Source organism: Colidextribacter sp. OB.20 (genome assembly GCF_009911595.1).
Classification (GTDB): domain Bacteria; phylum Bacillota; class Clostridia; order Oscillospirales; family Oscillospiraceae; genus Lawsonibacter.
In genome coordinates this window covers 1-23,049 of sequence record NZ_QWKG01000057.1, presented here as the reverse complement: position 1 = coordinate 23,049, position 23,049 = coordinate 1, and the positions used below count along the sequence as shown (strand labels likewise).

22 protein-coding genes and 1 pseudogene are annotated in these 23,049 nt (G+C 57.6%); 3 read left to right on the top strand and 20 right to left on the bottom strand.

Annotated features, from left to right (window positions below):
• Window positions 1–22: 22 nt before the first annotated feature.
• The 12 genes from D1641_RS19195 to D1641_RS13760 form a co-directional block, all read right to left on the bottom strand.
• Window positions 23–193, bottom strand: coding sequence for a hypothetical protein (locus D1641_RS19195; protein WP_201757373.1), 171 nt, complete (start codon window positions 191–193; stop codon window positions 23–25).
• Between the two features lie 448 nt (window positions 194–641).
• Entirely contained in the window at window positions 642–968 is a 327-nt protein-coding gene (locus tag D1641_RS13805; protein WP_016320908.1) for a sporulation initiation factor Spo0A C-terminal domain-containing protein, read from the bottom strand.
• A 12-nt stretch (window positions 969–980) separates the two neighbouring features.
• Complete coding sequence (locus D1641_RS13800; protein ID WP_016320909.1) at window positions 981–1,238, bottom strand: DUF6514 family protein; 258 nt, start codon at window positions 1,236–1,238, stop codon at window positions 981–983.
• 43 nt (window positions 1,239–1,281) lie between these two features.
• Complete coding sequence (locus tag D1641_RS13795) at window positions 1,282–1,533, bottom strand: helix-turn-helix domain-containing protein (protein ID WP_016320910.1); 252 nt, start codon at window positions 1,531–1,533, stop codon at window positions 1,282–1,284.
• The gene (locus tag D1641_RS13790) at window positions 1,526–1,942 is read right to left on the bottom strand and encodes a sigma factor-like helix-turn-helix DNA-binding protein (RefSeq protein WP_160666664.1); all 417 of its coding nucleotides are present in this window, start codon (window positions 1,940–1,942) and stop codon (window positions 1,526–1,528) included. Before D1641_RS13790 ends, D1641_RS13795 begins: the two co-directional genes overlap by 8 nt.
• Window positions 1,939–2,205 (bottom strand): hypothetical protein, encoded by a 267-nt coding sequence (locus D1641_RS13785; protein WP_160666662.1) that lies wholly within the window; start codon window positions 2,203–2,205, stop codon window positions 1,939–1,941. The genes D1641_RS13790 and D1641_RS13785 overlap by 4 nt, the downstream gene beginning before the upstream one ends.
• Window positions 2,206–2,286: 81 nt before the next feature.
• On the bottom strand, window positions 2,287–2,880 hold the full coding sequence (locus D1641_RS13780; RefSeq protein ID WP_243149397.1) for a response regulator transcription factor: 594 nt from the start codon (window positions 2,878–2,880) through the stop codon (window positions 2,287–2,289).
• Between the two features lie 273 nt (window positions 2,881–3,153).
• Complete coding sequence (locus D1641_RS13775; RefSeq protein WP_243149400.1) at window positions 3,154–5,619, bottom strand: S-layer homology domain-containing protein; 2,466 nt, start codon at window positions 5,617–5,619, stop codon at window positions 3,154–3,156.
• 286 nt (window positions 5,620–5,905) lie between these two features.
• The gene (locus tag D1641_RS19510; RefSeq protein WP_243149396.1) at window positions 5,906–9,115 is read right to left on the bottom strand and encodes a hypothetical protein; all 3,210 of its coding nucleotides are present in this window, start codon (window positions 9,113–9,115) and stop codon (window positions 5,906–5,908) included.
• A gap of 83 nt (window positions 9,116–9,198) precedes the next feature.
• Window positions 9,199–11,568 carry a LuxR C-terminal-related transcriptional regulator gene (locus D1641_RS13770; RefSeq protein WP_160666656.1) on the bottom strand — a complete coding sequence of 790 codons (2,370 nt, stop codon included), beginning with the start codon at window positions 11,566–11,568 and terminating at the stop codon, window positions 9,199–9,201.
• An 18-nt stretch (window positions 11,569–11,586) separates the two neighbouring features.
• Window positions 11,587–11,880: a hypothetical protein gene (locus D1641_RS13765; RefSeq protein ID WP_160666654.1), complete on the bottom strand. Its 294-nt coding sequence runs from the start codon at window positions 11,878–11,880 to the stop codon at window positions 11,587–11,589.
• Window positions 11,881–11,977: 97 nt separating this feature from the next.
• The gene (locus D1641_RS13760) at window positions 11,978–12,460 is read right to left on the bottom strand and encodes an SLOG family protein (protein ID WP_160666652.1); all 483 of its coding nucleotides are present in this window, start codon (window positions 12,458–12,460) and stop codon (window positions 11,978–11,980) included.
• Between the two features lie 105 nt (window positions 12,461–12,565).
• Between D1641_RS13760 and D1641_RS13755 the strand changes: the two genes are divergently transcribed.
• Window positions 12,566–12,775, top strand: a complete 210-nt coding sequence (locus tag D1641_RS13755) for a helix-turn-helix transcriptional regulator (protein ID WP_160666650.1) — start codon at window positions 12,566–12,568, stop codon at window positions 12,773–12,775.
• Window positions 12,776–12,836: 61 nt separating this feature from the next.
• On the opposite strand, the gene D1641_RS13750 is transcribed toward D1641_RS13755, so the two are convergent.
• Together D1641_RS13750 and D1641_RS13745 are read right to left on the bottom strand one after the other, a co-directional pair.
• Complete coding sequence (locus tag D1641_RS13750; RefSeq protein ID WP_016320918.1) at window positions 12,837–13,694, bottom strand: hypothetical protein; 858 nt, start codon at window positions 13,692–13,694, stop codon at window positions 12,837–12,839.
• A gap of 129 nt (window positions 13,695–13,823) precedes the next feature.
• Window positions 13,824–16,085: an NlpC/P60 family protein gene (locus D1641_RS13745; RefSeq protein WP_160666648.1), complete on the bottom strand. Its 2,262-nt coding sequence runs from the start codon at window positions 16,083–16,085 to the stop codon at window positions 13,824–13,826.
• A gap of 100 nt (window positions 16,086–16,185) precedes the next feature.
• Here D1641_RS13745 and D1641_RS13740 point away from each other — a divergent pair, with 100 nt between their 5' ends.
• Window positions 16,186–16,755 (top strand): hypothetical protein, encoded by a 570-nt coding sequence (locus tag D1641_RS13740; protein ID WP_160666646.1) that lies wholly within the window; start codon window positions 16,186–16,188, stop codon window positions 16,753–16,755.
• Window positions 16,756–16,827: 72 nt separating this feature from the next.
• Here D1641_RS13740 and D1641_RS13735 read toward each other — a convergent pair whose 3' ends face one another.
• Both D1641_RS13735 and D1641_RS13730 read right to left on the bottom strand, forming a co-directional pair.
• Window positions 16,828–19,158, bottom strand: coding sequence for a VirB4-like conjugal transfer ATPase, CD1110 family (locus D1641_RS13735; RefSeq protein ID WP_160666645.1), 2,331 nt, complete (start codon window positions 19,156–19,158; stop codon window positions 16,828–16,830).
• Window positions 19,151–19,495, bottom strand: a complete 345-nt coding sequence (locus D1641_RS13730) for a PrgI family protein (RefSeq protein ID WP_160666643.1) — start codon at window positions 19,493–19,495, stop codon at window positions 19,151–19,153. The genes D1641_RS13735 and D1641_RS13730 overlap by 8 nt, the downstream gene beginning before the upstream one ends.
• 202 nt (window positions 19,496–19,697) lie before the next feature.
• On the opposite strand from D1641_RS13730, the gene D1641_RS13725 reads away from it, so the two are divergent.
• Entirely contained in the window at window positions 19,698–20,243 is a 546-nt protein-coding gene (locus tag D1641_RS13725) for a hypothetical protein (RefSeq protein ID WP_160666641.1), read from the top strand.
• 5 nt (window positions 20,244–20,248) lie between these two features.
• Here the strand turns inward: D1641_RS13725 and D1641_RS13720 are convergent, their stop codons facing one another.
• The 4 genes and pseudogenes from D1641_RS13720 to D1641_RS13705 form a co-directional block, all read right to left on the bottom strand.
• Window positions 20,249–21,088, bottom strand: coding sequence for a hypothetical protein (locus tag D1641_RS13720; protein WP_160666639.1), 840 nt, complete (start codon window positions 21,086–21,088; stop codon window positions 20,249–20,251).
• A gap of 316 nt (window positions 21,089–21,404) precedes the next feature.
• On the bottom strand, window positions 21,405–21,740 hold the full coding sequence (locus D1641_RS13715) for a TrbC/VirB2 family protein (RefSeq protein WP_160666637.1): 336 nt from the start codon (window positions 21,738–21,740) through the stop codon (window positions 21,405–21,407).
• Window positions 21,741–21,831: 91 nt separating this feature from the next.
• Window positions 21,832–22,092 (bottom strand): annotated as a pseudogene (locus D1641_RS19505) (type IV secretory system conjugative DNA transfer family protein); the annotation flags it as partial.
• 115 nt (window positions 22,093–22,207) lie between these two features.
• Window positions 22,208–23,049: group II intron reverse transcriptase/maturase (locus tag D1641_RS13705; RefSeq protein WP_347707437.1), on the bottom strand; the 842-nt coding region annotated here is incomplete at its 5' end.

Sequence of the window (23,049 nt, the reverse complement as noted above, 5' to 3'; positions counted from 1 at the left end):
TTTCAACAAAAAATGCAAAAAATCAGCTTTTCCCGGCAGTCGCGCCAGCAATCAGCGTGTCCTTGATACGTTTGACCGCAGACGGATTTTTCTGCCCGCTGTATCTGACAGTGACCTTACAGCCGCCAATATAAACCACTTTCGGCTGTTCTGCGGATTGATCTGCTCTCTTGGAAAAATTATCCCTCTCCATTGCACGGCCTCCTTGTAGAAAATGCAGGGCTGCCCCCGGCTGTCGGACGCGGCCCTGGTATGTCAGCCGGACCGGAGATATTGCGTCATGCGGCAATATACCGGCCCGGCTGTTTCGCTTGGAATAGGGAAAATGATGCTCCCGTTCTGTTTCACCCCCTGTTTCATAAATTGCCGTTCTGTCCAAAGTCGTTCCTGCCCCTGGTTCGTCAGCGGCGTATCATCCCCCAGGCACGCAGACGGCATACTCAAAAGGGTACATATCCTCTTTGGTCGGTCATTCCGTTTTCAAGGTGCATGGGCCGGACTGTCGCCAGTCCGCACGGACGCGCCGGGGACGGTGCGCCCGTGCCGCTTGGCGGCGTGTCGAAATGTGTCTCAATTTGAGCCGCATTTCTCTGGCCCCGGCTGGGGCTTTTCACCCCAGCCGGGATAGATTTTTGGGGAAGCTATGCCTCCCGCCGCCGCAGAAACGCAGCAGCCATATCCAGAAACATCCCGTTGGTGGGCTGGTATGTCAGGCGAGTACCCGCCACCTCGTCAAAAAACTCCCGGTTCCCACGGCTCCAGCAGATATGGATAACAGTACGCAGATTGCGCTCCACAACACTTGGGGAAACATTGAAATGTCTGGCTGTTTCCGGGTAAAGGTACTTTGTGACCTTTGTAACTGCGGTCGGGTCCTGTTCTGCCAATTCGATCATATGGACGGCATACCGAAACCCTTTCAGGTTCCCGGTAGCGCCGAGATTTCTCAAAAGCTGTTCTGTGTTCATTTCTACCTCCGACTAAAGCCAATCGTCCACAATGTCCAGCAGAGTGGCGGGAGTAACGCTGTTCCGGGAGAGCTTGTCCGCTAAAGTGTAGATACGCTCCGGCTCCGTGGTCAGATCAAAGGCCAGGGACTGTGCCCCGCTGTTTTTCTCAATGACCTTGATCCCATACTGTTCCGGTTCGCCGTCTCTTACCAAAATGAAGTAGTCCAGGGCCAGGGGCCGTCCATCCTCCGCGTGGTCCAGCTTGGATGTATAGGGAATATCTCTCATACTGCCGCCTCCTTGGTGATTATGTTGTAGGGGCTGTGGCCGCTCATGCGGCCCGGAACGCCAGGATGCCGGTAATCAGCTTGATTTCCAGCCTGCGGCGCATAGCCTCGTCCACGCAGAGATAGGTATTGCCATACTCGTCATGGAGCTGGCGCATGGCCAAACGGGTGATATAGCCCTCATAGTGCCGCAGGACGGCGTTCACAGCGTCGGGGTCGCCCTCGGATGCCGCCCGGATGGTGGCGTAGGGCAGCAGGCGGCTGTGGGGCTTGCTGTTGCGGCGATAATTATTCATACTCATATCCCTCCATCAGTTTTCTTAGTTCTTCCAGGGTGTTGGTGCGTTGGTACTGTACGGTGGAGCGGTTCATCTGGAGCCTTTGGGCGATCTCGTCGTCCTTCATTTCCAGCAGATAGGCCAGCAGGACGATACTCCGCCGCTCCAGGGTCAGAGTGGCCAGCGCCCGGACAAGGTCGGCGTCCTCAATCTCAAAGTCCATATCCAGAACGGTGAACACCCGGCGTTCCGGGGCGTAGCGGTCTGTGCAGCAGAGACTTTGCAGCTCCCGCTGGGTCAGTTCGGAAAAGACTGCTTCCCGTTTCCCCTGGCGGGCATACTCCAGATGGATGTTGACCGCCTCGTTTTTCACCAGCCGCTTGCAGTAGGCGTCAAAAGTGTGCCGCTTGTTCTGCTCCATGCTCATGCTGTCACCCCCTTTTCCGGGAGGGGCTTGTTTTTCCCCTCTATCCTTATTACAAGTGCCAGGGGGTGTTTTGCCAAACTTTTGGAAAGAATTTTTTTATTCGGCGAAAGAAGATACTCCTCGACAGTTTTAGCGGCAGCGCGTTGGCCGTCCCCTCTGCAAAAACGCTCGTTTTCTGTCGAATAGAAAGAAGCCGCCGCCCCTTGTTCCGGGGCGGCGGCTCTTGTCGGTTCCTGTTTTATTTTTTTGGAAATAACCCGCATGGTACAATCCTCCTTTTTCAGATAGAAGGATTGTAGCAAACACTTTTCCTGTTACTTTCCTAATAGTTTTCCCTTACTTTACTATCGGCCGCAAGTTTCGGCAAAATCTGACACAAAGCGGTAGCCCACACGGTAGACGGTCTGGATATGGCGGGGGTGATTTGGAGTTATTTCAATCTGCTTGCGGAGTTCATGGACAGACTGGCCCACGGACTGCGTATATTCCATCCTCCAGGCGTGTTCGCATATCTGCTCCGGGGTCAGTACCACATCATGATTTCGCATGAAGTACAGCAGCAGGGAAAACTCACGGCGGCGCAGGGTCACAGGCTGTCCATAGACCTCCGCCACCCGGCGGGCCGGGTCGATGTAAATGCCCCCAATCTGAAAGGGTGCGGCCTCCGCATTTACTGGATTGTCATAATGATTGTATTCGGTGTATCGCCGGAGTTGAGCGCGGACATAATTGGCAATCGCTGCAAGCGGGGACTGTCCTGAAATGCACAGGTCAGCGCCAAGCTGTACCATGCTGTTCATATCCCGGTCCGGGGTATCGGACAGGACGATAAGCGGCACAAAGCTGATATGCCGAATATCGGTCAGCCACTCGGCTTGATGGCTCGTTCGCAGATAGTCCAGGCCGATAATCAGAAGATGGAATACTCGACGCTCCAATAAGCGGTTTGCCTCCCGCGTGGTCAAGGATGTAGTAAAGTTCAAATCATACTGGATGATTAAGGCTTGCAGAGCCGCAACCAATTTTTCAGACAATCCCACGGTCAATACGCTGTATATCATGTCGGATAGTCCCCCCTTTCTTTCCAAAATGCGTCTCAAATTGAGACATATTTCTACAATTTTTGCGGAAATGCTTATATTGAAAGCGGGACGGAAAAACACCGTCCCGCTTTCGTGGTACTATGCGTCTTTCAAGAAAATACAAGTTTTTTAAGCATCGGGCTCCCGATTCTCAATAAAGTTTTTCAGCATCTGCGCCACCTGCGCCCGTGTCGCCTGCCCCTGGGGGCCGAGCAGCCCGTCGCCGTAGCCGTTGATGATGCCGTTCTCTACCGCCCACCGCAGGGCCTCCAGCGCAAAGCCGCTGGCCTGATCCGCGTCGGTGAAGTGCAGCTCCTTATCCGTAGCGGCGGGGCTTCCGGCGTACCGCCAGAGCATGACGGCCAACTGCTCACGGGTGATGTTGTCGTTGGGGCCGAAGGTCCCGTTTCCGTAGCCGCCCACAATACCCCGGCTGGTGGCCCAGCGGATGGCCTCGGTGTACCACGCGCCCTCCGCCACATCGCCGTATTGCAGCAGGTAGTTGACAACCGGCCTGCCCTCCTTGTTAAAGAGGATTTGGGCGAATTGTGCGCGGGTCAGGTTGTTGTTGGGGCCGAAGGTTCCGTTGCTGTAACCGTTCATCAGGCCGTTTCGCAGAACATAGTCCACCGCCTCGTGATACCACGTCCCCACGCCGCCCAGGTCGGTGAAGCCGCGGGAGGGGCAGTTTTCGCCGCCGTCACAGGGCTTTTGCGTATCGTCCGGCAGGGGCGCGAAGGTGGCTTTCACCATTACGGCCCTGCTGGGCATAGTGAAGGTGTACTTCCCGCCGCTCTGGGCGGTCAGCTTGACCTCGTTCCCCCGGCTGTCGGTGACGGTCAGGGTGTCCAGCACATAGCCGCTGTCCGGCGTGACCGTCAAGGTGACGGCGCTGCCATTGCTGGCGTTGGTACGGTTGGAGGTCACTTTGCCATGCTCCGATCTCTCCACTGTGACGGCGTAGGTGCTGGAACTCCAGCCCCCGCCGCCGGAGCCACCGCCGGAGTTGCCGCCTGGATTCGGCTGGGGATTGGGCTTTGTGGCCGTCTGATAGCCGATGGCCACCGGGGACAGACTGCTGAACTTGCACCGCAGGCCGTCTGCGGTCAGCTCATAGGGCAAGGTTTCCATCGTCCCGGCCTGCGGGCCGCTGGAAATGAGGTGCTGGACGGTGAAGGTGTAGCCGGTGGCCCCGGTTCCCGCCGGGTAGGGCAGGACCGCCGTCACGCCCTCCGCCGGGAAATGGTTGGGATCGACATTGCGCCACACGCCGCTTGCGTCCTTGTACTGGAGGGTCACATCGAACACCGCGATCTGCTCTCCCACATTGGACATCACCTCGGCCACTCTGGTCCGCAGGGCGGTTTCGATCTTCCCCGGCGTATTGAACTGCTCATTTGTTTTCAGCGCCTCCGGGACGGTGGACAGCCCGGTTTCCACCTCCAGCCGCAGCTCGTGGCCGTCGTCGTCCTTCTGATCCAGCGGTTTCTGCTCCACAGGATTGATGATAAATACCGCTGTGGCTGTTCCTGTGTAGTTGCCTTTGCCGGTGAGGGTGACGGTATATGTGCCCGCTTCCGTTCCCTCCGGGATCGCGGCGGTGTAGTCCACGTCCGCCGTCAGCGGGGTCCCATTCAGCGTCACACTGGTGATGCCGGGGCGGTGGGGCTGGCCATCGTACTTGAACGCCGTATGGTCCAGCACGATCACAACACCCGTAATGGGAGCCGGGAGGACCTGGATCAAGGCCGTCCCGGTGACAATGGCGTAGGTTTTGTTATCATCCGGTGTGAAGATCCATGCCGCCGCATAGTTTTCCTGCACAGCAGGCCGGTTATCCGGGTTGCTCCACTCAAATTTACCGGGAACAGGCGTTTCGCCGTCCTTCATGTTGCCGGACAGGGTAATGGCGCTGAGGGCTTGCCCATAGGTGAGGGTGGTCCCGCTCAGGTTGGGTCCGCCGGTGGGGATGATCTTGTTGACGCTCCGCACGTCGATGGTGGCGGTCATATCCTCGAAGTTTTGGGTATGGATGGTAACGGTGATGGTTCCGATTTTAGTTTCGCTGTCGCTCTCCACCGCCTTAATGGGCAGGGTGAGGGTCTGGCCGTCAATCATTGCGCCGCTGTCGTAGTAGCTGCCCAGATTGACCGGACCCAGCTCGTAGGTGACGGCGGTGCTGCCCAGGCTCATGCCCTCCGGCATATCGGGCCGCAGAGCGCCCAAGCCGTAGGTGTAAGTATGCTCCTGCGTATTGGCAACCGCCAGATCGCCGGTCTTGGGGATGAGGGGCGCAGCTTTGCGGATGGTCACGCTGGCCGGGACCGCTCCTGCGGGCCGGGTCACAGTGTAATTCTCCGCGTCCGCGCCGGTGAGGGTCATTGCGGGCAGGGTGAGGTTGGTATAGGTTCCCGCGTTGGAGCCGTTCAGGGTTCCGGTCAGGCCGGTGGTATCAACGGATACATCATCGCTGTTCAAAATCCCGGCCAGCGTCACGCCGGTGATCTCCACCGAATTGGTGCCGTCATAGGCCCTGCCCTCCGCCGTTGCTTCGGTGGCGGTCAGCGGGGCGGGAGTGACCTCGAAGATGTCCATTTCAGTACAGATATTGCTTTCCGAGCCAGGCCATTTCACGGTAACGCCATACAAGTAACTCCCAACTGCCAGCGTCTCCGGCAGGGTAAAGCTGGCTCCCGTCCCCTCGGCAGTGCTTCCATTAAGGGACCAGCTAAAAGTTGCCCCCGGCAGGGTGGAGGAACAGGTTAGCGTGATCGGCTTTCCATATTGCATAGTTTGGCCGTGGGCCGGCGCTGTGATCGTACCATCCGTTTTCGTATAGCCGCAGTTTTCACAGCTGCGCCGGATGGTAACAGCGTTCTCATTATGTTCCGGCGTCCACGAGCCGTAGGTATGCGCCTCTGTTTTGGTCCTGCCGCAGAACTGACAGGCCGTGGTGTGATGCTCCCCGCCGCTGTCGGGCGTATAGGTGTACTGACAGTCCTCCGCAGCTCCCGCATACCCGCAGGCCAGACAGGTTATGGCGTGGGTTTCCGCCATTCGGCGTGTACTCGCAGACGCCCTCGCCGGTATGGTTGCACTTCTTCACCGTCACTGTGCCGGTCAGCGACTTATTGCCCAGCACACCCGTAAAGGGGGTTGTGCCGCTTTCGTCAAAATAGGCGTACCGGGTGTCGCCGCTGTGGGCCAGCAGGCCGCCGAGGGTGAGAGAGGAGGATTGGCTCGTTATGACAATTGCCCCCGCCGTCCCGGAGTATTTTCCACCTGAGAGTTGAACAGACTGTGCATTGCTGACGGCCAATCCATAACCGCCGCCTGTGTTCTGTATGGTCACATTTTCGGTGACGGATAGAGATCCGCTCTCATCATTGACATTTACACCAGCAGATTGCGATCCCACACCGGTAAAGGTTCCACCTTTCAGCGTGACATTTCCACTCACATCAAGAGCGGTGCCGCTTGCAGAAACAACCTCGCCCGCACCCTGAATGGTCAGATTTGCGTTACTCCAAATGCTGATAGCTGTGCGACCAGTGCAGGTGATGGTATGCCCACCCAGGTCCAGGTTGCAGGTGATTTGGATGTCGAGTACTGGTGTTCGCGTCACATCCTTCAGCATCGTAATGGTCGCGCCATCGTTTTCCGTTTTGAACGCATCGTCCAAATTGCCCACATAGGTGGTGTAGCTGCCATTTACGACCTTCGCAACGGCGGAAATGTTGACTGGCACCGTCCCTGCCGCGTCCGCCATATTGTTATTCCCCACGAATTTCGCGGTCAGAGTGATGGTCTGGTTAGGCTCAACCCCGCCCAGCGTCAACACATCGGCGGCGCTGACGGTCATGGTGTAGGCGCCGTCCTCGCCAACGTCCGCAGGAGCGGACACCTGCGTATCACCCACAAACACCGCCATCTGGCCCGCGCCCGGCCCGGTGAAGCTGGCCGCAAACATAGCGGAGTTGGCCGGAGCCTGCCCGGTTGCGGTGGGCGTGGCCTTGACGGTGATGGTGTCGCTGGCGGTGAAAGTAGTAGTCTGCGTGTCGCCGTTGTAGGTTTTTACCGCGCCGTCAAGCGTCGTGCCGGACTGCTGGAGCGTGATGGTTTTCTGGAAAGTGGTGGAGTTGTCAGTATTCGTATAAGTAGCAGTATAGTGCAAATCGTCTGTCCTGCTGACCTCCACCGTCCAGCCGCTGACCGCAAAGGTCTGGCCGCAGATGGTAACGCCGCCGTTGATCGCAACCGCTTCGGTGAGTTCAGTAGTCCTATCCTCCCCATTATAATAGAAATCGGTGGGGACAGAGATCATATCCTCCGTCAAATTCTCAGTGGTAAACGCCCCGCCGCCGGAGAGGGTGCCGCTCCCGGACAGGCTGGCCCCGGCGGGGATGTTCAGGGAGTAGTCCGCAGGGACGTTGTAGCTCCCGTTAAAGGTCACAGTACCGCAGACCGTCCCCACGCCATTCTCAAACACGATGCCGGTGGTTTTCTCGACAGATCCACCGCTGGCGTTCCCGCCGTTGCCGATGGGAGCGCCTTTGTAGTTTGCGTAATAGACATCTGTTGGACTGCTGGCGTCCACAATGCCGCCGTTAATGGTGACGCTGCCGGTGCCGCCGGTACAGCCACCATAGGTGTTTTGATACCCACCGCCGCCGCCAATGCCTGCGGCATAGCTGCCTCCAACAGCGGTCACTGTGCCGCCACTGATGGTGACGGTGCCATCGCCGGATTTGTAGCTGGAGTCATAAATGGCAACGCTGCCACCGCCGCCAATGCCCGCGCCAAGGAAGCTGCCAGTGGCTTTTATCGTGCCGCCATAAATATTGATATTTTCTCCGGTACCGCCGTCTTTGTTGCCGCCACCGCCACCGATCCCTGCGCCGCCAGTTCCTGTGCCAGTGGACGCCGCTGTGACGCTGCCGCCATAGATGGTGATATTGCTGCCGGCGCCTCCGTTGTTCCCGCCACCGCCACCGCCGCCGATGCCCGCGCCAGTAAGGTCTCCTTCGCCGCTGTTGGCGGTGATTGTGCCGCCATAAATGATGATCGTGCCGCTGTTGCCGCCGTTCGCAGATTTGGAGGTGCCGCCGCCAATGCCCGCGCCGCCGTAGTATCTGGACTGACCGCCGCCGGTGGCGTTGATTATGCCGCCATGAATGGTAATGCTGCCGCTGTCAACGGAGGAGGTGCTGCCGCCGATGCCCGCGCTGGCGTTGTTGCTGCTGTCAGTTGTACCTGTGGCGTTCAGCGTGCCGCCATTTTCGGACTGGGCGTAGATGGTCAGGCTGTTGCCGTCCGTCACCACAATGCCCTTTGCCGCTGTGAGGGTACAGCCGTCCGTCAGGATCAGGTGTACCTCCCCGTTGACGGTGATGGGTTCGGAAATGGTGACGTTGCCGCTGACTGCATACCAGCCCGCGTTCCACTCCGTTGTGCTGTCTGTCACAGGGGTGCAGTTAGCGGCGGTCTTGGTTGTGTATATAACCCCGCTGTTGTTCCAGGATGCCTCCTGATAATCTGCGGACACTTCGCCCTCTACCGGGTCGGGATCGTTGGCCCCGTCCAGCGCCCCTTGCAGTTCGTAGACGCGGGACAGGTCGATCTGCTCCTGCTCCTCCCAGGACAGCTCCCCATAGAGGGCGAGGATATGGTCAAGCTGTGCCCGCACGTTGTCCGCGTTGTCCTCCATCACCGTATCGGGCAGGGCGGCGATCAAATCCTCAATGGGACAGATGCGGCACTCATACCCGCAGGGCTGGCCGGGGTTGGCCTGGACATAGCCGCACTCGCTGTCATGAGTGTGCTGGCAGTCCAGCAGATTTTCCGTATCCGCGCCAATCTCGTAATAATCGCCGCTGTCCGTGTCGGGGAGCGCCCCCAGGGTGTAGCACTCGTCCGTATGCTCATGGCCGCAGGGCTGACCCTCGGCGGGGGCGGTGTAGCCGCAGTCCTCCGTATGCTCCCGGTGATGGGGACAGAGCGCGGGGTCCGCCTCCGCCGCCAGCGCCCAGGTGGGGCATAGGCTCAGGCACAGAGCCAGAGCGGTGATGATGCTTAATATTCTGCGTTTCATAGAACATCCTCCTTGAAAAAGAATTTGCATTAAACTTTCATTCCCTGTCGAAATGTGTCTCAAGTTGAGACGCATTTCTTGAATTACAGCAGGCCCAGGCTTCGCGCCGCCAGCAGCGCGTCCGTTTTGTTGTCAACATTCAATTTTCGATAATTCTCCTTGATGTGATATTTCACATTGTCCGGCTTCAAATCCAGCCTTTGGGCGATCCGATTAACAGATAGGCCGTCGGCCTGCAAACGGAGGATGGTCAGGGCGACGCCTTTGAAATCCGCCGCCACAGCCGCCCGCTTTTTCAGATAGAGGGGATAGCGCCGGGCCACTTCCTCGGCCTCGGCCAGCAGGCGGCGCAGCCAGTCCTTATTCAACGTCCCAGCTTCCTGCAACGCCTTTTTCTCCCGTTGGAACAGGGGCCATACCGCCGCTCCCTCCTCGGTAATCAGGCGCAGAAAGCGGTAACGCTCCGCTTCTTTCAGAACGGTGGCCAGTTCCTCCTGCCATGGCCCGCCGACCCGCTCCTTGGTGATGGCGGACAACAGCCCGGTTTCCATGCGGATATAGGGCCGGTCGGTTTGCTCGGCGTAATAGCGCAGCTTTTCCAAAAGGGCCTGGGCCTTTGTATATGCCCCATTCGCCAGATAACAGCGTACTTTGGTCAGGTAGCGGTAACGCTCCAAACTGCAAAACTCCCGATCCTCGTCCGGGGCGGTTTTCATCCAGCGTTCCACCATATCCATATCGCCCTCATACAAGGCCAACCGGCAGCGGAGCGCCTGGATGTTGGGCAATAGCTGGACGGCCCTGTTTTCCCGCACAGACTGTTCAAAGGATGCCAGCAGCTCCCGCGCCGCCGGACTGTCCCCTTGCAGCAGGGCCAGCCGTACCCGGACGCCTACGGCGGCAAAGGCGATCTCCATCGTCCCGCCCTGCCCTGCCTCCACCTGGGCGCGGGTCAGCAGGGACATTACCTTGTAATTGTCCTCGCCTTTTTCGTAGTAGCTCTCGCCCAGCGCGGCCTTGACAAGTCCCTTTCCATAGCTGCCCAGCACACGCTCCACCAGCGGCCCCACAGTCTTTGCCAGCTTGGTATCGTCGGGACTCCAATGGCAAAAATCCTTGCCGCCGTTCATGGTGCTGGGGAGGTTGCTGGTGACGGAAAACTCCGGGAGGCGGTTGCCCTTGTCGAACAGCAGGGCGGGGATGTTTTTTATAATTTCCAGTACGTCCCGGCTCCCCCGGTGGGGCAGGCCAATGTCCAGGTAGGCCAGACGGCTCAGAGCCTCCCGCCGGACGCCGCCCTTGGCATTGGTGGCAAAGGCTTTTAGCTTCTCGTACCAATACTCGCTTTTTTCGTCGTCCATCAGCATGGAGTGCAGCATACTCATACCCGCCATCAATACCGGGCTGTCCTCGATCTCCCTCTCGTCCATGTTGAAATAGTAGCGGCGCAGTTCGTAATAGTGGCCGTTGCCGGGGTTCATCCGGGCGTTGCGGATCAACAGATTTTTGATGCGCTCGGTTTTGCCGCACTCCTCGAACAGCCTCAATGCCGGGACAACTTCATCGTGCATTTCATAGTAGAGGGCGGCGTTATATTTGAGGTCTTTGACCCGCTCCGTCCCATATACCTTTAATGTCCGGTTCCGCAGAGCATCGATCAACACCGGGCGTAAACGATATGTGCCGTCCTCCTGGGAAATAAAATTTCCGGCCTCTGCCGCCTGTTCCAGCAGGGCGGTGACATGGAGATTGCCGGAGATCATCTCCGCCAGCCCCGCCGTAAACTCGTCCACCACACTGACCTGCATCAAAAATTCCAACAGGTCGCTGTCCCAGCGCACCAGCACCACAGTCTCCAGATAAGCGGCAAAGGCGTCCCATATTTCCGCGTGGAGTTCCGAGCCGGGGGATAAGCCCTCCTTCATACGCAGGGCGACATGGTGGAGGATGTAGGCGTTGCCCTCGGCGGTGACTTCCAAAAGCCGCATATCCTCCTCCGTATATGCGATGCCGCGGGACTCCAGATAGGCGGCGATCTCGCTGCGGCCCATCCGCAGGTCTTTCTCGGAGATCACGACAAAAACGCTCTTGATATGCTGGGGCATGAGCCATGTGGGGACAGGACTCCGGCTAATCAGGATAAGCCATATATCCGCCCTCTCCTCCAACGCAATGATCTCCCGGCGTAGTTCCTCGCTTTTCAGCCGGTGCAGGTCGTCAATCACCACCACCCGGCGGTTTTGCCTGCCCGGTTCCGACCGGGGCAGCGCCCCATCCTCCCAGGGCAGTTCCTCACAGGAGAGGTAAGTGTATCTGCGGCCCGACAGATATTGGCGTACCAGCTCCGTCTTGCCATAGCCGGTGGCCCCGTAAAGGTAAACTGTCTGTGACAGGTTCCGGGCCTTTTTCAGTTTCTTTAGTGCGCTTGCCGGAGCGATATAGTTTTGGTCCACGGGTCAGCCTCCTTTTCCTCAACTGAGCGCAAAAAGGCCGCCCGGACAGCAGAAACGCTCGCCGGGTGGCCTTTTAGATTGAAATTCAATTTTACAGGAAAAAAGGGCGCAATTATCCCTTGCTTGCTTGCTTGCTTGCTTGCTTGCTTGCTTGCTTGCTTGCTTGCTTGCTTGCTTGCTTGCTTGCTTGCTTGCTTGCTTGCTTGCTTGCTTGCTTGCTTGCTTGCTTGCTAAAGTGTGGCACATCCGCATGAAAATTGCAACCCCTTTCTTGTAAAATAAGTGTAAATTTTCACTTTCGCATGGGTACATGATATTCTACCAAAATCGCTCGTTTTTTGTCCACTCCCCAACCGGGTAGTTTCGGCACATATTTTGAAAAAATTTTTTCTGCTGGCAAAAAAGTGATTCAAAGTGTGATACTTTCGGCAATATTGAATACATTTACCCCTTGTTTCTTTGCGTAATTGACGGTGTAAGCAGTCCCCCCGCTGTTCTTGGTCAGATAGCAGACGCACACGCCGCTGTTGTCTACCAAATGGCGGTTGCGCCTGTGCATACAGCCCGGCGTGTACTGCTGGGCCGTGTAGACGACTTTATCTGCCTGGGCCTTAATGCGCTCATACTCTGCTATATCCTCCGGCCTCCATCCCCGTGTCTGTGTCAGGCACGGCAGGACGAGGATCAGTTTCATGCCGGGACAGTTCTCCCGCAGACGGATCACCGTCCGGGCGGCGAGGGCATCAAATCCCAGGGCACCCCCGGCACCGTAGTATCGGATGCCCCGTTGGTACAAATCACTAATGACACGCTCCAGCCTGCTTGCGATTTCTGCCCGCTCCCCCAGTGGTATTTGCCGGTGGCCTGTAAAACAGCAGGTTTCATTTCTCATAAAAACCACCCTTTCAGAGCATACCATATTGCACATATATGTGCAATATTCAAAATCTTTCGGCCACCCTATAATGGAGGTACTATCTCCAAGGGGGGTGGCGGCGTGGTCGATTACAGTCCTTTGTGGGACACAATGAAAAAGAAGGGCGTATCTCAATATGCGCTTATTCAGGCCGGAGTAGACCGCCGTACCCTGGACTGGCTGAAAAAGAACAAAAATATAACTATGCTCTCACTGGAAAAGCTGTGTACGATATTGGATTGTTCCCCCAGTGATGTTGTGCGCTTTGTAAAAGATACCAGCCAGCCGTAAAATACAGCGGATTTAATGCGTCTCGATTTGAGACGCATTTTTCGACGATATTCGCAGACGGTCAAAAGCCGTTCCATACCGGCGTCTGGAAGTATAAGAACGTCTGCTTATCCTGGCAGTCCTCCTCCGTCAGATCCCGCAATCGTTTTCTGGATTTTGATAAGAACAACTTGCTTTTCAGTGGGGGCCGGGCCTGATGGGTCTCCACCAGCGCGTCCACCTGGAGGGCGCAGGCGTAGCAGCCCGGCTCATGCTCCCGGATATACTGATAAAAATAGTTGGTATGATAGGGGCAGAACAGGCAGCAGCTCGCCCTGGTCGCCAGCCCCCATACGATTTTGTTGTAGGCGTAACATTCGGCCCGTGTCCAACCCATTTCCACCAGCGGATAGCGGTTGACAAACAGGGTCTGCTTGCTCTCCTTCGCCCGCCGCCGTTCCTCCCACATGATACCCATGTGGAGAGAATGGGCGTGAACGTCCAGCGGCAGGGTGCGCTCCCTGGGCTTGTAGCGCAGCAGCTCATAGCGCACGAATTTTTCAATGACCTTGATTTTATAGTCGTAGGTGCATTGGCGTGGCATTTTCCCCTTTTTGCCATCGTCCCCCAGGGTCCAGAACGGGATACAGGCGGTACGGGCGCGGCCAAAATTGCGAGTGAAGTCCCCATATAAATCGGCGTCCAGGCGATAAAATGGTATGTTCGCCTCCCGGCAGGCGGCGGCAACGAAGGCGGCCTGTTCATACACCCAGCCCGGTTCGCTGTGCAGGTCGCAGAAGATCACCGCGTCATAGACGGGCACCTTTGGAAACGGATAGGGCGGGCCGCGCTGGGCGTTCTGGCAGGACATAAGGGCCAGCGTTGTGCTGGGCGTCCCCGCCCCATAGCTTAAAATGTCGAGTGTACTCCAGGTCAGCATAGTAAAATCACCCCCGAAAATGCTAACATTTTTCGCCGGAAAACGCAAAAAATCGGCCCTATACCGCCACAATGGGCAGTATAGGGCCATCGGGAAATGCGTCTCAAATTGAGCCACATTTCGACATTATCACGGGCTAAAAATATCCGGCCTTCCTACAACGGTAAAGCCGGACGCGCCAAACTCGGTTACGACAACATTGTTCTGTCCGCTGGCACAATGGCAAACCAGCAGCTTTCCGGCCTCGTTCCGGCCCACAATGATCCCGATGTGGCTGTCGTCCGGGTAGAAAGCCAGGTCCCCCGGCTGGGCCTCGGTCTGGGAAATATTGGTGCAGCAGCGGTGCTGCATGATTACGCCACCGCCGTGGCCTATGATATAGCCCTGGCTGTTGTTGAATATCCAATCCACAAAGCCGGAGCAGTCAAGGCCAAACGGCCGGTAAGTGCCGGTAGATGAGCTTCCAGCGGCCCACACCTTAGTAAGCTGTCCCCAGCGGGAGTCCCAGCCAATGGCACGGCTCTTGCCGCCCCAAAAGTAGTTGACTTTGCCCACCAGCTGGAGGGCCGTCTGTACGGCCTCCCGGCGGGCCGGGTCCAGACCGTCCGGCAGGGCATCCAGCACTTCCCGCACATCGGCGCTGGTGATAGCAAGGCTCCCGGCCAGAGAGGACAGCGCGGCCCGGTCGGCCAGCAGCTCATCAAGGGCGCTGTTTTGGTAGTCGGAGAAAGCATAGGAGACACGCATATCGTCCGCTGTCCTGGGCGTGATGGTGATATGCAAAACCTTCTCCGTCCATGCTTCTGTATCGCCGCTGGCCGGATGGTCAATGGTATCTTCCGATACGGCGATCCCGGTCATATCCCAAAACACAGCGGTCAGCTTGTTCACCCGGTCGGAGTCCAGCGTGGCCACGTCCAGGCCGTCCACATCGGCCCCGGCGGTCTTGACGGCAAATACCGCCAGCACGTCCGCCCAGTCCGGGGCCTGCCCGTCCAGGGTAATCGTGTCATAGTCCCCGGCTTGCAGCAGCTCCAACCGGCTGTTGTAGGCCATGTTGACCGTCCCCACCGCTTGGGCAACGGATACAGCACCCGGCGCGTTCGGCTCCTGAGCGAAGAACAGGCCGAAGGGAGAATTGGCGATGGCGGCGATCACCACGACTACCACCAGGGCCAGCAGCAGGATACTGCCGCCGATGATACTTGCAAGGGCGCTGACAAGGGCAGACGCCGCCTTTGTCACAGCAACCGCCGCTTTTTTCAGGACCACGGCTGAGGTTTTGGCCGCTTTCCCCGCCTGCTGTACGGCTCGCTGGGTCATGCGCCGCTGGGCGTTCTGCCGGAGGCCCCGGACAGGCCGGGAGACAGCGGACTTGATTGGGGCGCGTGCGGCTTTGGGAGCGGAAACGCCTTTTCGGTAGACGGCTCCCCGGATTTTGGGGGTGCTGCCCTTGGCGCTTGCTCCTGTACGCGGGAGTATATCCCGGCCCGTACTGCGGACAGAGTTCAAAGCGCCGGGGGCCTTGCCCTGGGCGGAGAGTCCCGGCTGTTGCGACAGGCCCTGCCGGGGCTTTCCAACTGCCTGACGGCGGGCCTCCCGCTTCAATCGGGCGGAACTGCCTGGGGCCGCCGGGGAACTGGCTGGTTTGGCGGCGGTGCTGACGCTCCTGCGAATGGAGCAAGGCCCCGCGCCTAACTGCTTTCCCGTCGGGTAGGTGGAAGGGCCTGCCGCTGGCCTCCCATTGGAAGATGGGATGGATCGGATTGATTTGATGGATGGGATAGATTGATTTGAGAGAGAAGAAGGTTTTTCTTTTATGCTGGGAGCGGCGGTCCCGGTCCTCTGCTCTTTCAGTCGGACGGCGGGACGCTCCTTGATCCGCATGGTGCGGGTAGGTGTGTCCGCTGGTGCGGCGGGCGTTGCTGGCGCGGAGTGCTCCGCAGGGGGCGCTGGCGGGTGCTGCCCCTTCACCTGGGCTGCCCGCTCCTTTGGCAAGGGTCCCGCACGCTGGCGGGAGCTCACGCTGGTTTGGCGGGGCGGCGGGCTTTCGCCCTCCGGGACGGATGCCGGGGCGTCCGCAGGGGCCGGTGTCTCCGGCACATCCCTGGGCCGCTCCTTGATCCGCTTGTCCGGCTGGCGGTCAGAACGGGGCCGCTCATGGGTCAGAAGCTCGTCCACGGCCCAGCGCCCGGCCCCCTCCACCTGATCGACGGCCTGGACCTCGATGCTCTCGCCTTCCGGCTGGTGCTGGTCAAGCTGCTGGACGTATTTATCCTTCAGGAGCTTGGCCGCCTGCTTCGCGGAAATGGCGGGCTGGGACCGGGCGGCGGCTTTCCCGGCGCTCTTTTTCGTTTTCGCCCCTTTGGGCTTTTCCTTGGGTGACGGCATAATATTCCCCCTTTTTACAAAATAACACTCTTGGTATGAAAATTGAGATATACAAAACGGTGCGGCCATGGTAGAATGTGGACAATGGGGGGTGATTCTGTTGGGCCTTACTCTTGAAATGATGGTGCCGAAAACTACCTTTGCCCGCAGGCTGGAAAAACAGATGGACTTTGACTGGCTGATAAACCAGGTAAAGCCCTATTTCCCGGATGCCCAGGACAGGACCGCCGCGCCGGTCCGGGCGCTCTGCCTTATCCTGCTGGAGCACCTGGAGCCCTATGGCCTGCGCTGTGGGGACAGGCCCCTCTTGGCCTCAATCTATGACAACTGGCGGGACAACACCGCTTATATGCTTCTGCTGCAAGCAGTACCTGGGGATATTCCGGCATATAGGACGCTCTCTGATTTTGGGGACATTCCGGTCTTTGAAGATGTGTTTTATCCTGTTGCCGGTAAGCTCCCGCCGGAAGTGCTGCGGGAGCTGCTGGCCCACGTCCTGACCAACTGCGCGGCCAGCCGTATCGCGGCGGAATATCCAGACCAGCCGCTGCATTACATGAACCGTCTCTCGAAAGAGGAACAGGCTGTGGAAGTGGAGCGGCTGGCCCGTGACTATGCGGAGCAGTTCTATCAAGAGGTCGCCGCATACCGGGAGTTGGCAGGTCAATAAAAATCAGCCCTCCACCGGCATCGGTGAAGGGCTGATAATGCGTCTCAAATTGAGACGCATTTCGACATGGTTCTACCTGTCACCGGGGGTCGTGGTCATCAAGCGGTACAACTCCGTATCCCTGGGAAACTCGTTGGCGAAGGGGACGATGGAGCCGCCCACGCGGATCAGGCCGTGGCCCGCCTCAGCGCTGGTGATGTAGGACATTTGATTGGTAGAAATGTTCAGCAGCTTGGCAAGCTCGGCCCGGTCGGTGGCCGCCTGGTTCAGCAGCACCAAAAACTCACTGTTGGCGAACATGAGCCGGGCGGTGTCGGAGCGCAGACATTCCTCCACATTCTGCGTGGCGGCGGTCATGGCGGCGGCGTATTTTCTGAACCGCTTCCAGCACTTATACAGGAATTGCGCGGAGTAGTAGTAGCGGAAGAACAAGTACACCTCGTCCACGAATACCCATGTGTATTTCCCGGCCAGACGGTTCGCGGCCACGCGGTTCTGAATGGTCTCCAGTGTGACGTTCAGCGCCGTGGGCTTGAGCTGCTCCCCCATTTCGTACAGGTCGAAGGAAATGATCCGGTTGGCAATATCCACGTTGGTCTCGTGGGCGAACATATTCAAGCTGCCCTCCACAAACAGCTCGGAGGCCAGGGCCAGTTCCTCCGCCTCCCGTTCCGGCTGGCGCTTCAACTCGTTTCGCCAGTCGGACAGGATGGGCTGCCGGGACTTGCCGCCGCTGGCGATCAGCTCATGGTAGACATTGGCGGTACAGCGGTCAATGATAGACTTATGGAAGGCCCCCAACTGGCCCGCGCCCATCTGCTGCTCGCAAATGCTCATAAGCAGCTCGGACTTCATCGCCACGGGGTTTTCGCCGGTGCCGTAGCCCCTGGTGATCTCCAGAGGGTTGATGTGGTGGGGGCTGTTGGGGGAAATCTCGATCACGGCCCCGCCCAGGGCGCGGGTCAGGTCGCCATATTCTCGCTCGGCGTCGATGATGATAATATCATCACTGGTGGACAGGGCAATAAAAGTAATGGCCTCCTTCATGCTGAAGGATTTGCCGGAGCCGGACACGCCCAGGATAAAGCCGTGGGGGTTCAGCAGCCGCTTTCGGTTGCAGATCAGGAGGTTTTTGCTGACGGCGTTCACGCCGTAGTAGATGCCCCCGGCGTCCTGTATCTCCTGGACGCGGAAGGGCATTAAAACGGCGGCGCTCTCGGTGGTGAGGGTACGGGTGGTCCTGACCCGGCGCAGGCCATAGGGCAGGGCGGTGTTCAGCCCGTCCTCCTGCTGGTAGCGCAAGACGGAGAACTGGCAAAGGCTCTCGTTACCGATGGCCTGCAAGGTCTCGGTGTCCGCATCCAACTGCTCCAACGTGTCGGCCATGTGGACCAGGGTGACATTGGCGAAGATCATGCGCTGGTCGCGGGTGCTGAGGTCGTCCAGAAATTCCTTGTTCTCCGCCCGGAGTTGTTCCAGCTCATAGGGGACGGTGGCGGTAAAGTTGTTGTTGGCGTTCTGCTTCTGCTGCCAGCGGGTGATGTCGCTCTCCACGCCTAAAATCCGGGACTGCATCTCCTTGACGGCCTCATTGGTGGGGATGGGCAGAATGTCGATGGACAGCATAAGGTTCCGGGAGAAGTCGGACAGGTCGGTAATCATGCGGTCCTTGATGTAGCTGGCGTACTCCCGGAGGAACAGGACCCGGCCCACCTTGCCGCCCAGCTCGAAGTGATCGGCCTTGAAGTGCATCCCGTCCGGGGCGATGGCGTCCTTGAAGTGATGGCCCCGGCGCATGGCGGCGGAGAGGTCGAATTGAAAATCCCGTTCCTCGCTGGGCCGGAAAAAGTCATGGAAGATCCGCATGCGCTCATGGTTGTCCAGGGGCTTGGCCCCGCTGTCCAGCTTGCCAAAGCTCTTGGACAGGTCAATGTCCACCCGCTTGAAAAAGGTGCGGGCCTCGTCAATGCTCTTTCGCGCCACGGAAATGGTGATGTATTTGTCCTGAATGAGATTGTTGCTTTCCAGCGCCTTTTCGGTGAGGATGCCGTTGTACTCCTGGCGGTAGCGGTCCAGCTCGTCCCCTTTCAGCCGCATGAGGACGCTGTGCTGGAAGTCAGTGCCATTGAGACGGCGGTTGTTGATGGTGATTTTGGCGGTGGCCCCGGTGGGCAGGCTGTTGAGAACGCCGCAGTAGGCCAGAAACATTTCCTGCTGGTCCTCATGGGACGCCACGGAGTAGTTGATGTCCGCAAACCGCCACGTCCGGCTGTACCGATTGCGGCCAGTCTGCCAGATGCCGTCCCGGAATACCCTCTGGATGGGGATGGACTGCTGCACACTGCGGGGAATTTTGAACGGTTCCCGTTCGCTCTTGTTGGCGGCGGCCAGGGTTTTAATCATAGTCTTGTACCCCCTTTTTCGTCAGCGCCGCGCCGTAGAGGTTTTCCGACTGGAACACCCTGGGTCCGGCGCAGAGGAATTGAGATTTCAAAAAGGCCCATAGGAATTGCTCAAAGGTCATGCCATTGTACTGGAAAAAGCCGGTGACGGCCACGGGAGCCGCCGCCACAATGCAGGCCCAGCTTGCGGTCTCCGGGCCGGTGATGGTTTTCAGAAGGAAGTACACGCCCACAGCCGTGCCCACGGCCAGCACCGCGCAAACGAACTGCCGGACAGACAGACCAAAGAAAATAGTCTCCTTGTGCTGGCGTACTTCCTTGGGGATTTTGATTTCCATATAGTCGCTCCTTTTCTGAAATGCGTCTCAACTTGAGACACATTTCGACATTACAATTTATCATTTTATTTGTGAGGAAGGGTTTGCTATGGCTGCCAGGGGTAATTGCTATATTTGTGGAAAAGAACTCAGCAAAGCCGGGGTGAAAAAGCATTTGGCTGTGCATCAGTACAATGGGCCGGAGACCGGCGAGGAATGTGCCTTGCTCAAAATCGAAGGGGCGTATTATAAGGACTATTGGCTGTTCCTTGATGTTCCTTTGACGGCAGGACTGGACAGTCTCGACCGCTTTCTGCGTGAAATATGGCTGGAGTGCTGCGGACACATGAGCGCCTTTTTCGGAAAAGGCCATCAGGAGATGAAGAACAGCCGGAAATTCAGCACGTTTGAGCCGGGAGAACAATTCCTGCATGAGTATGATTTTGGGGATACAACGGAGACGCTTATCACGGTGGCGGGCCATACACGCCGGGAGCCGCAAAAGGCGGCCGTCCGGCTTCTTGCCCGGAATATCCCGCCGTTGATCCCATGCTCAAGGTGCGGGGCGCCCGCGGCCTATGTCAGTACGGATAATAACATCTATAAGCATAAGGAACCGTTTCTCTGCAAAGCCTGTGCCCATGAGAGTGAAATTGAAGAATTTTCTCTGCCCGTAACAAATTCCCCCCGGATAGGGATATGCGCCTACTACGGCGATTTGGATGTCTACGCATTTGACGCGGAAAAATTCGCGCATAGAGAAAAATGATGCTTTTACAGGCCGAACATCTCCTTCACGATCCGCTCTGCGCCCTTCACCAGTCCCACCAGTACCATCATGTTAAAAATGGTTTCCCCGATGTACTGCCAGCTCATGGTAACAGCGGACAGGGACGTGTCTACCACGGGGGTCCCGCTGGACATAAAGGCGGAGAAGATCAGGCAGGCCAACACGATGATGGCCCCCTCCAGGCAGACGCCCACATAGCTTTTCAGAAACGCGGTCCCGGCAAAGCTGGTGCCCTCCCCAGCGAAGGACGCCAGGGGCAGCGGGGCCAGGGCGGTGTAGAAGTACAGCCGGAAAAAGCGGCCATATACGGTGAGTATCAGGATAAAGGACATGACAGTGATAAACAGGCTGCCCAGCAGGGACACCAGCCACAAGGGGATGCTGGCGAGAAAGCCCACGCCCTCGATGGCGTCCACGATCTCCTGGGGGACGGCGATGCTGGCGGCGGCCATACCGCCGATACCGCCCATGACGGTCTGCACGATACCGCCGCAGACGGAGAAAATGCCGGTCATAATTTCCATAGCGGAGCCGACGGCCAGCTTTGCCAGCACAAAGCGGATGAAATGCCGCAGTACAAATTCCGGGCGCTGAAAGTCCCGGAAACTGGCGGCGGTCTGGAAAATGCTCATAGCGAAGAACAGCACCAGCAGGCCGTAGCCCACGGCCTTCATCGCGTCGTTGATGGTAACGATGGTCCCCCATACCGTACCGCCTCGGAACCCTTCCGGCGTGGTGGTAATGAGGGACCATATCTCCGTCAGCTTTCCATTCCAGGTGTTGAAAGCCGATTGCAGGTTTCCAACAATCCAGTTGTCGCTCAAAAGAAATTCACCTCCAAAAATGCGGCTCAAATTGAGACGCATTTCGACAATAATGTTTACCGGGACGGCTGATTGAAAAAAGAGCTTTTGCCAAAGTCCTCCCGCCGTGCTTTCCGAAGCGCCTCCGCTTTGGAATACCCCATATACAAACGGTGATGGATTTGGTCATTGGGTGTTCTGACATAGATTTTCCAACAGCCATGCGGCGTGCGTTCACAGGATATAATTTGATTGTACTTTCGCAGCCGTTTTCCCATAGCCAGCTCCTTTCGTAAAATGTGGGGGGCGAGCCCTCCGGCCCGCCCCCCTGGGCGGCTTACAGCGCGCCGATGGTGGTCAGAATCTCCTTAGCAAAGGCTATCATAAGCCCACCAAACAGACACAGGAAGCCCTGGGTGCGCTGGCTGGCGTCGTGGGACTGGATGGACATACCCACCTGGACGATGCCCCAGCCCAGCACGATCACGCCCACGGCCTTGATGATGGAGAAGATAAAATCAGAAAGATTATTTACGATGGTCAGCGGGTCGCTGCCAGCGGCGAAGGCCGGACAGGTCATGGCGGCGCAGAGGGCCAGGGTCAGAACGGCGGTGAAGTAGCGGCGCTTGGCCCGGCGCTGGCGGGCGGTGATGGTTTCAACGGTCTTTTTCATTGGATAGTTCCTCCTCGTCAATAATTAGAATATTGTCCAGGCCGTCAAACGGCAGGCTCAGATCCTCCTGCGCGAAGGTCAGGCCGGGATGATGGATGTAGGGGGCGGCTCCGCCGTCCTCGGTCAGCTTGATATTGGGGTGCTTGAGAATGTCGTACTTCTTGTCAATGACCGGCCTCTCGCCCCGGATAAAGACGATTGCATAGGCGTTGTCCATGGCCCGCACTTCATCTGGTGTAAGCAATTCGCGGCCGGTCTGCTGGTACGATGTGGAGCTGGAACCGTGGGAGCCCTTGGAAATACTGCGGTTCCGGGTGTCCAGAGTCTCCTTTCCCAGCATTTCGGAAATGTAATAGGGTAAGGGCAGCCGCGCCTTACCGGGTTGCGCCCGGCAGGTTTCGGCTCCCTCCCCTCCGAACCGCACGTACCCCTCTCGGAGTATACGGCTCTCCATCTAACGATGGGCATCAGCAATTATGGCAATCGAAATAGCAATTTTGGCATAAGGCCAGAGTTTTTCTCCGAATTTCCAGCATCTTGAGCTCGTAAATGTCTTTGCCTTTGAGCTTTTTCAGTTTCTTCACATGATGAATCAGGATGCTGTCCGTTTTCAGGCCACAGATTTCACAGGTCCCCGCTTTAAGCCGATTAGCAAGGCTGTTGCTCCACTGACGTTTCCTATATTCTGGAAGAATGTCTGCATAGACGGGCGCGGCTTGCTCGTTCATCTGGAATCCGTCGTGATAGAACTCGCAGCGTTTGGGCCCCGCCTTGGTCATGTAGTCCACGCCAAAGTGTCCATTTCGGACATACCTTTCTTTGATTTTGCTGACTTTAGCGCGATACTTCATGCCAAAGGTTTTTAGCATGCTGTATTCCATGATATATAGGAATTTGTTCAGTGTGGAAACGTTCAGCGCCAGCCTGTAGTATTGATACAGCCCGCTGATTTCGGAGTTGAATTTTCGCAGAATATCAATGTCCTCCCGGTTGACGAGAGAACGCCGCGGCATGGCTCTCCACTGCTCTTTGCCATGCTGGTCATGCGTAATGATGAAGGCTTTGTATTCCTGAAGTTTGGACTGCCATTTTTCATGGGGCATCCGCAGATTCACCGTCCCATACCACGCTCTGCGCAATGTTCCGTTTTTGCTGCGCTTGGTGTCTTTGCTCCGGCTGACGAAAATGTCGTAGCCGAGGTAGCGCACTCGTTGGCTGGAATGGGTCACCTTTGTTTTTTCCATGGACAGCGTCAGTTTCAGGTGGTCTTTCAGAAAATTCGCAATTTGCTCTTTGAGGCTTACCGCCT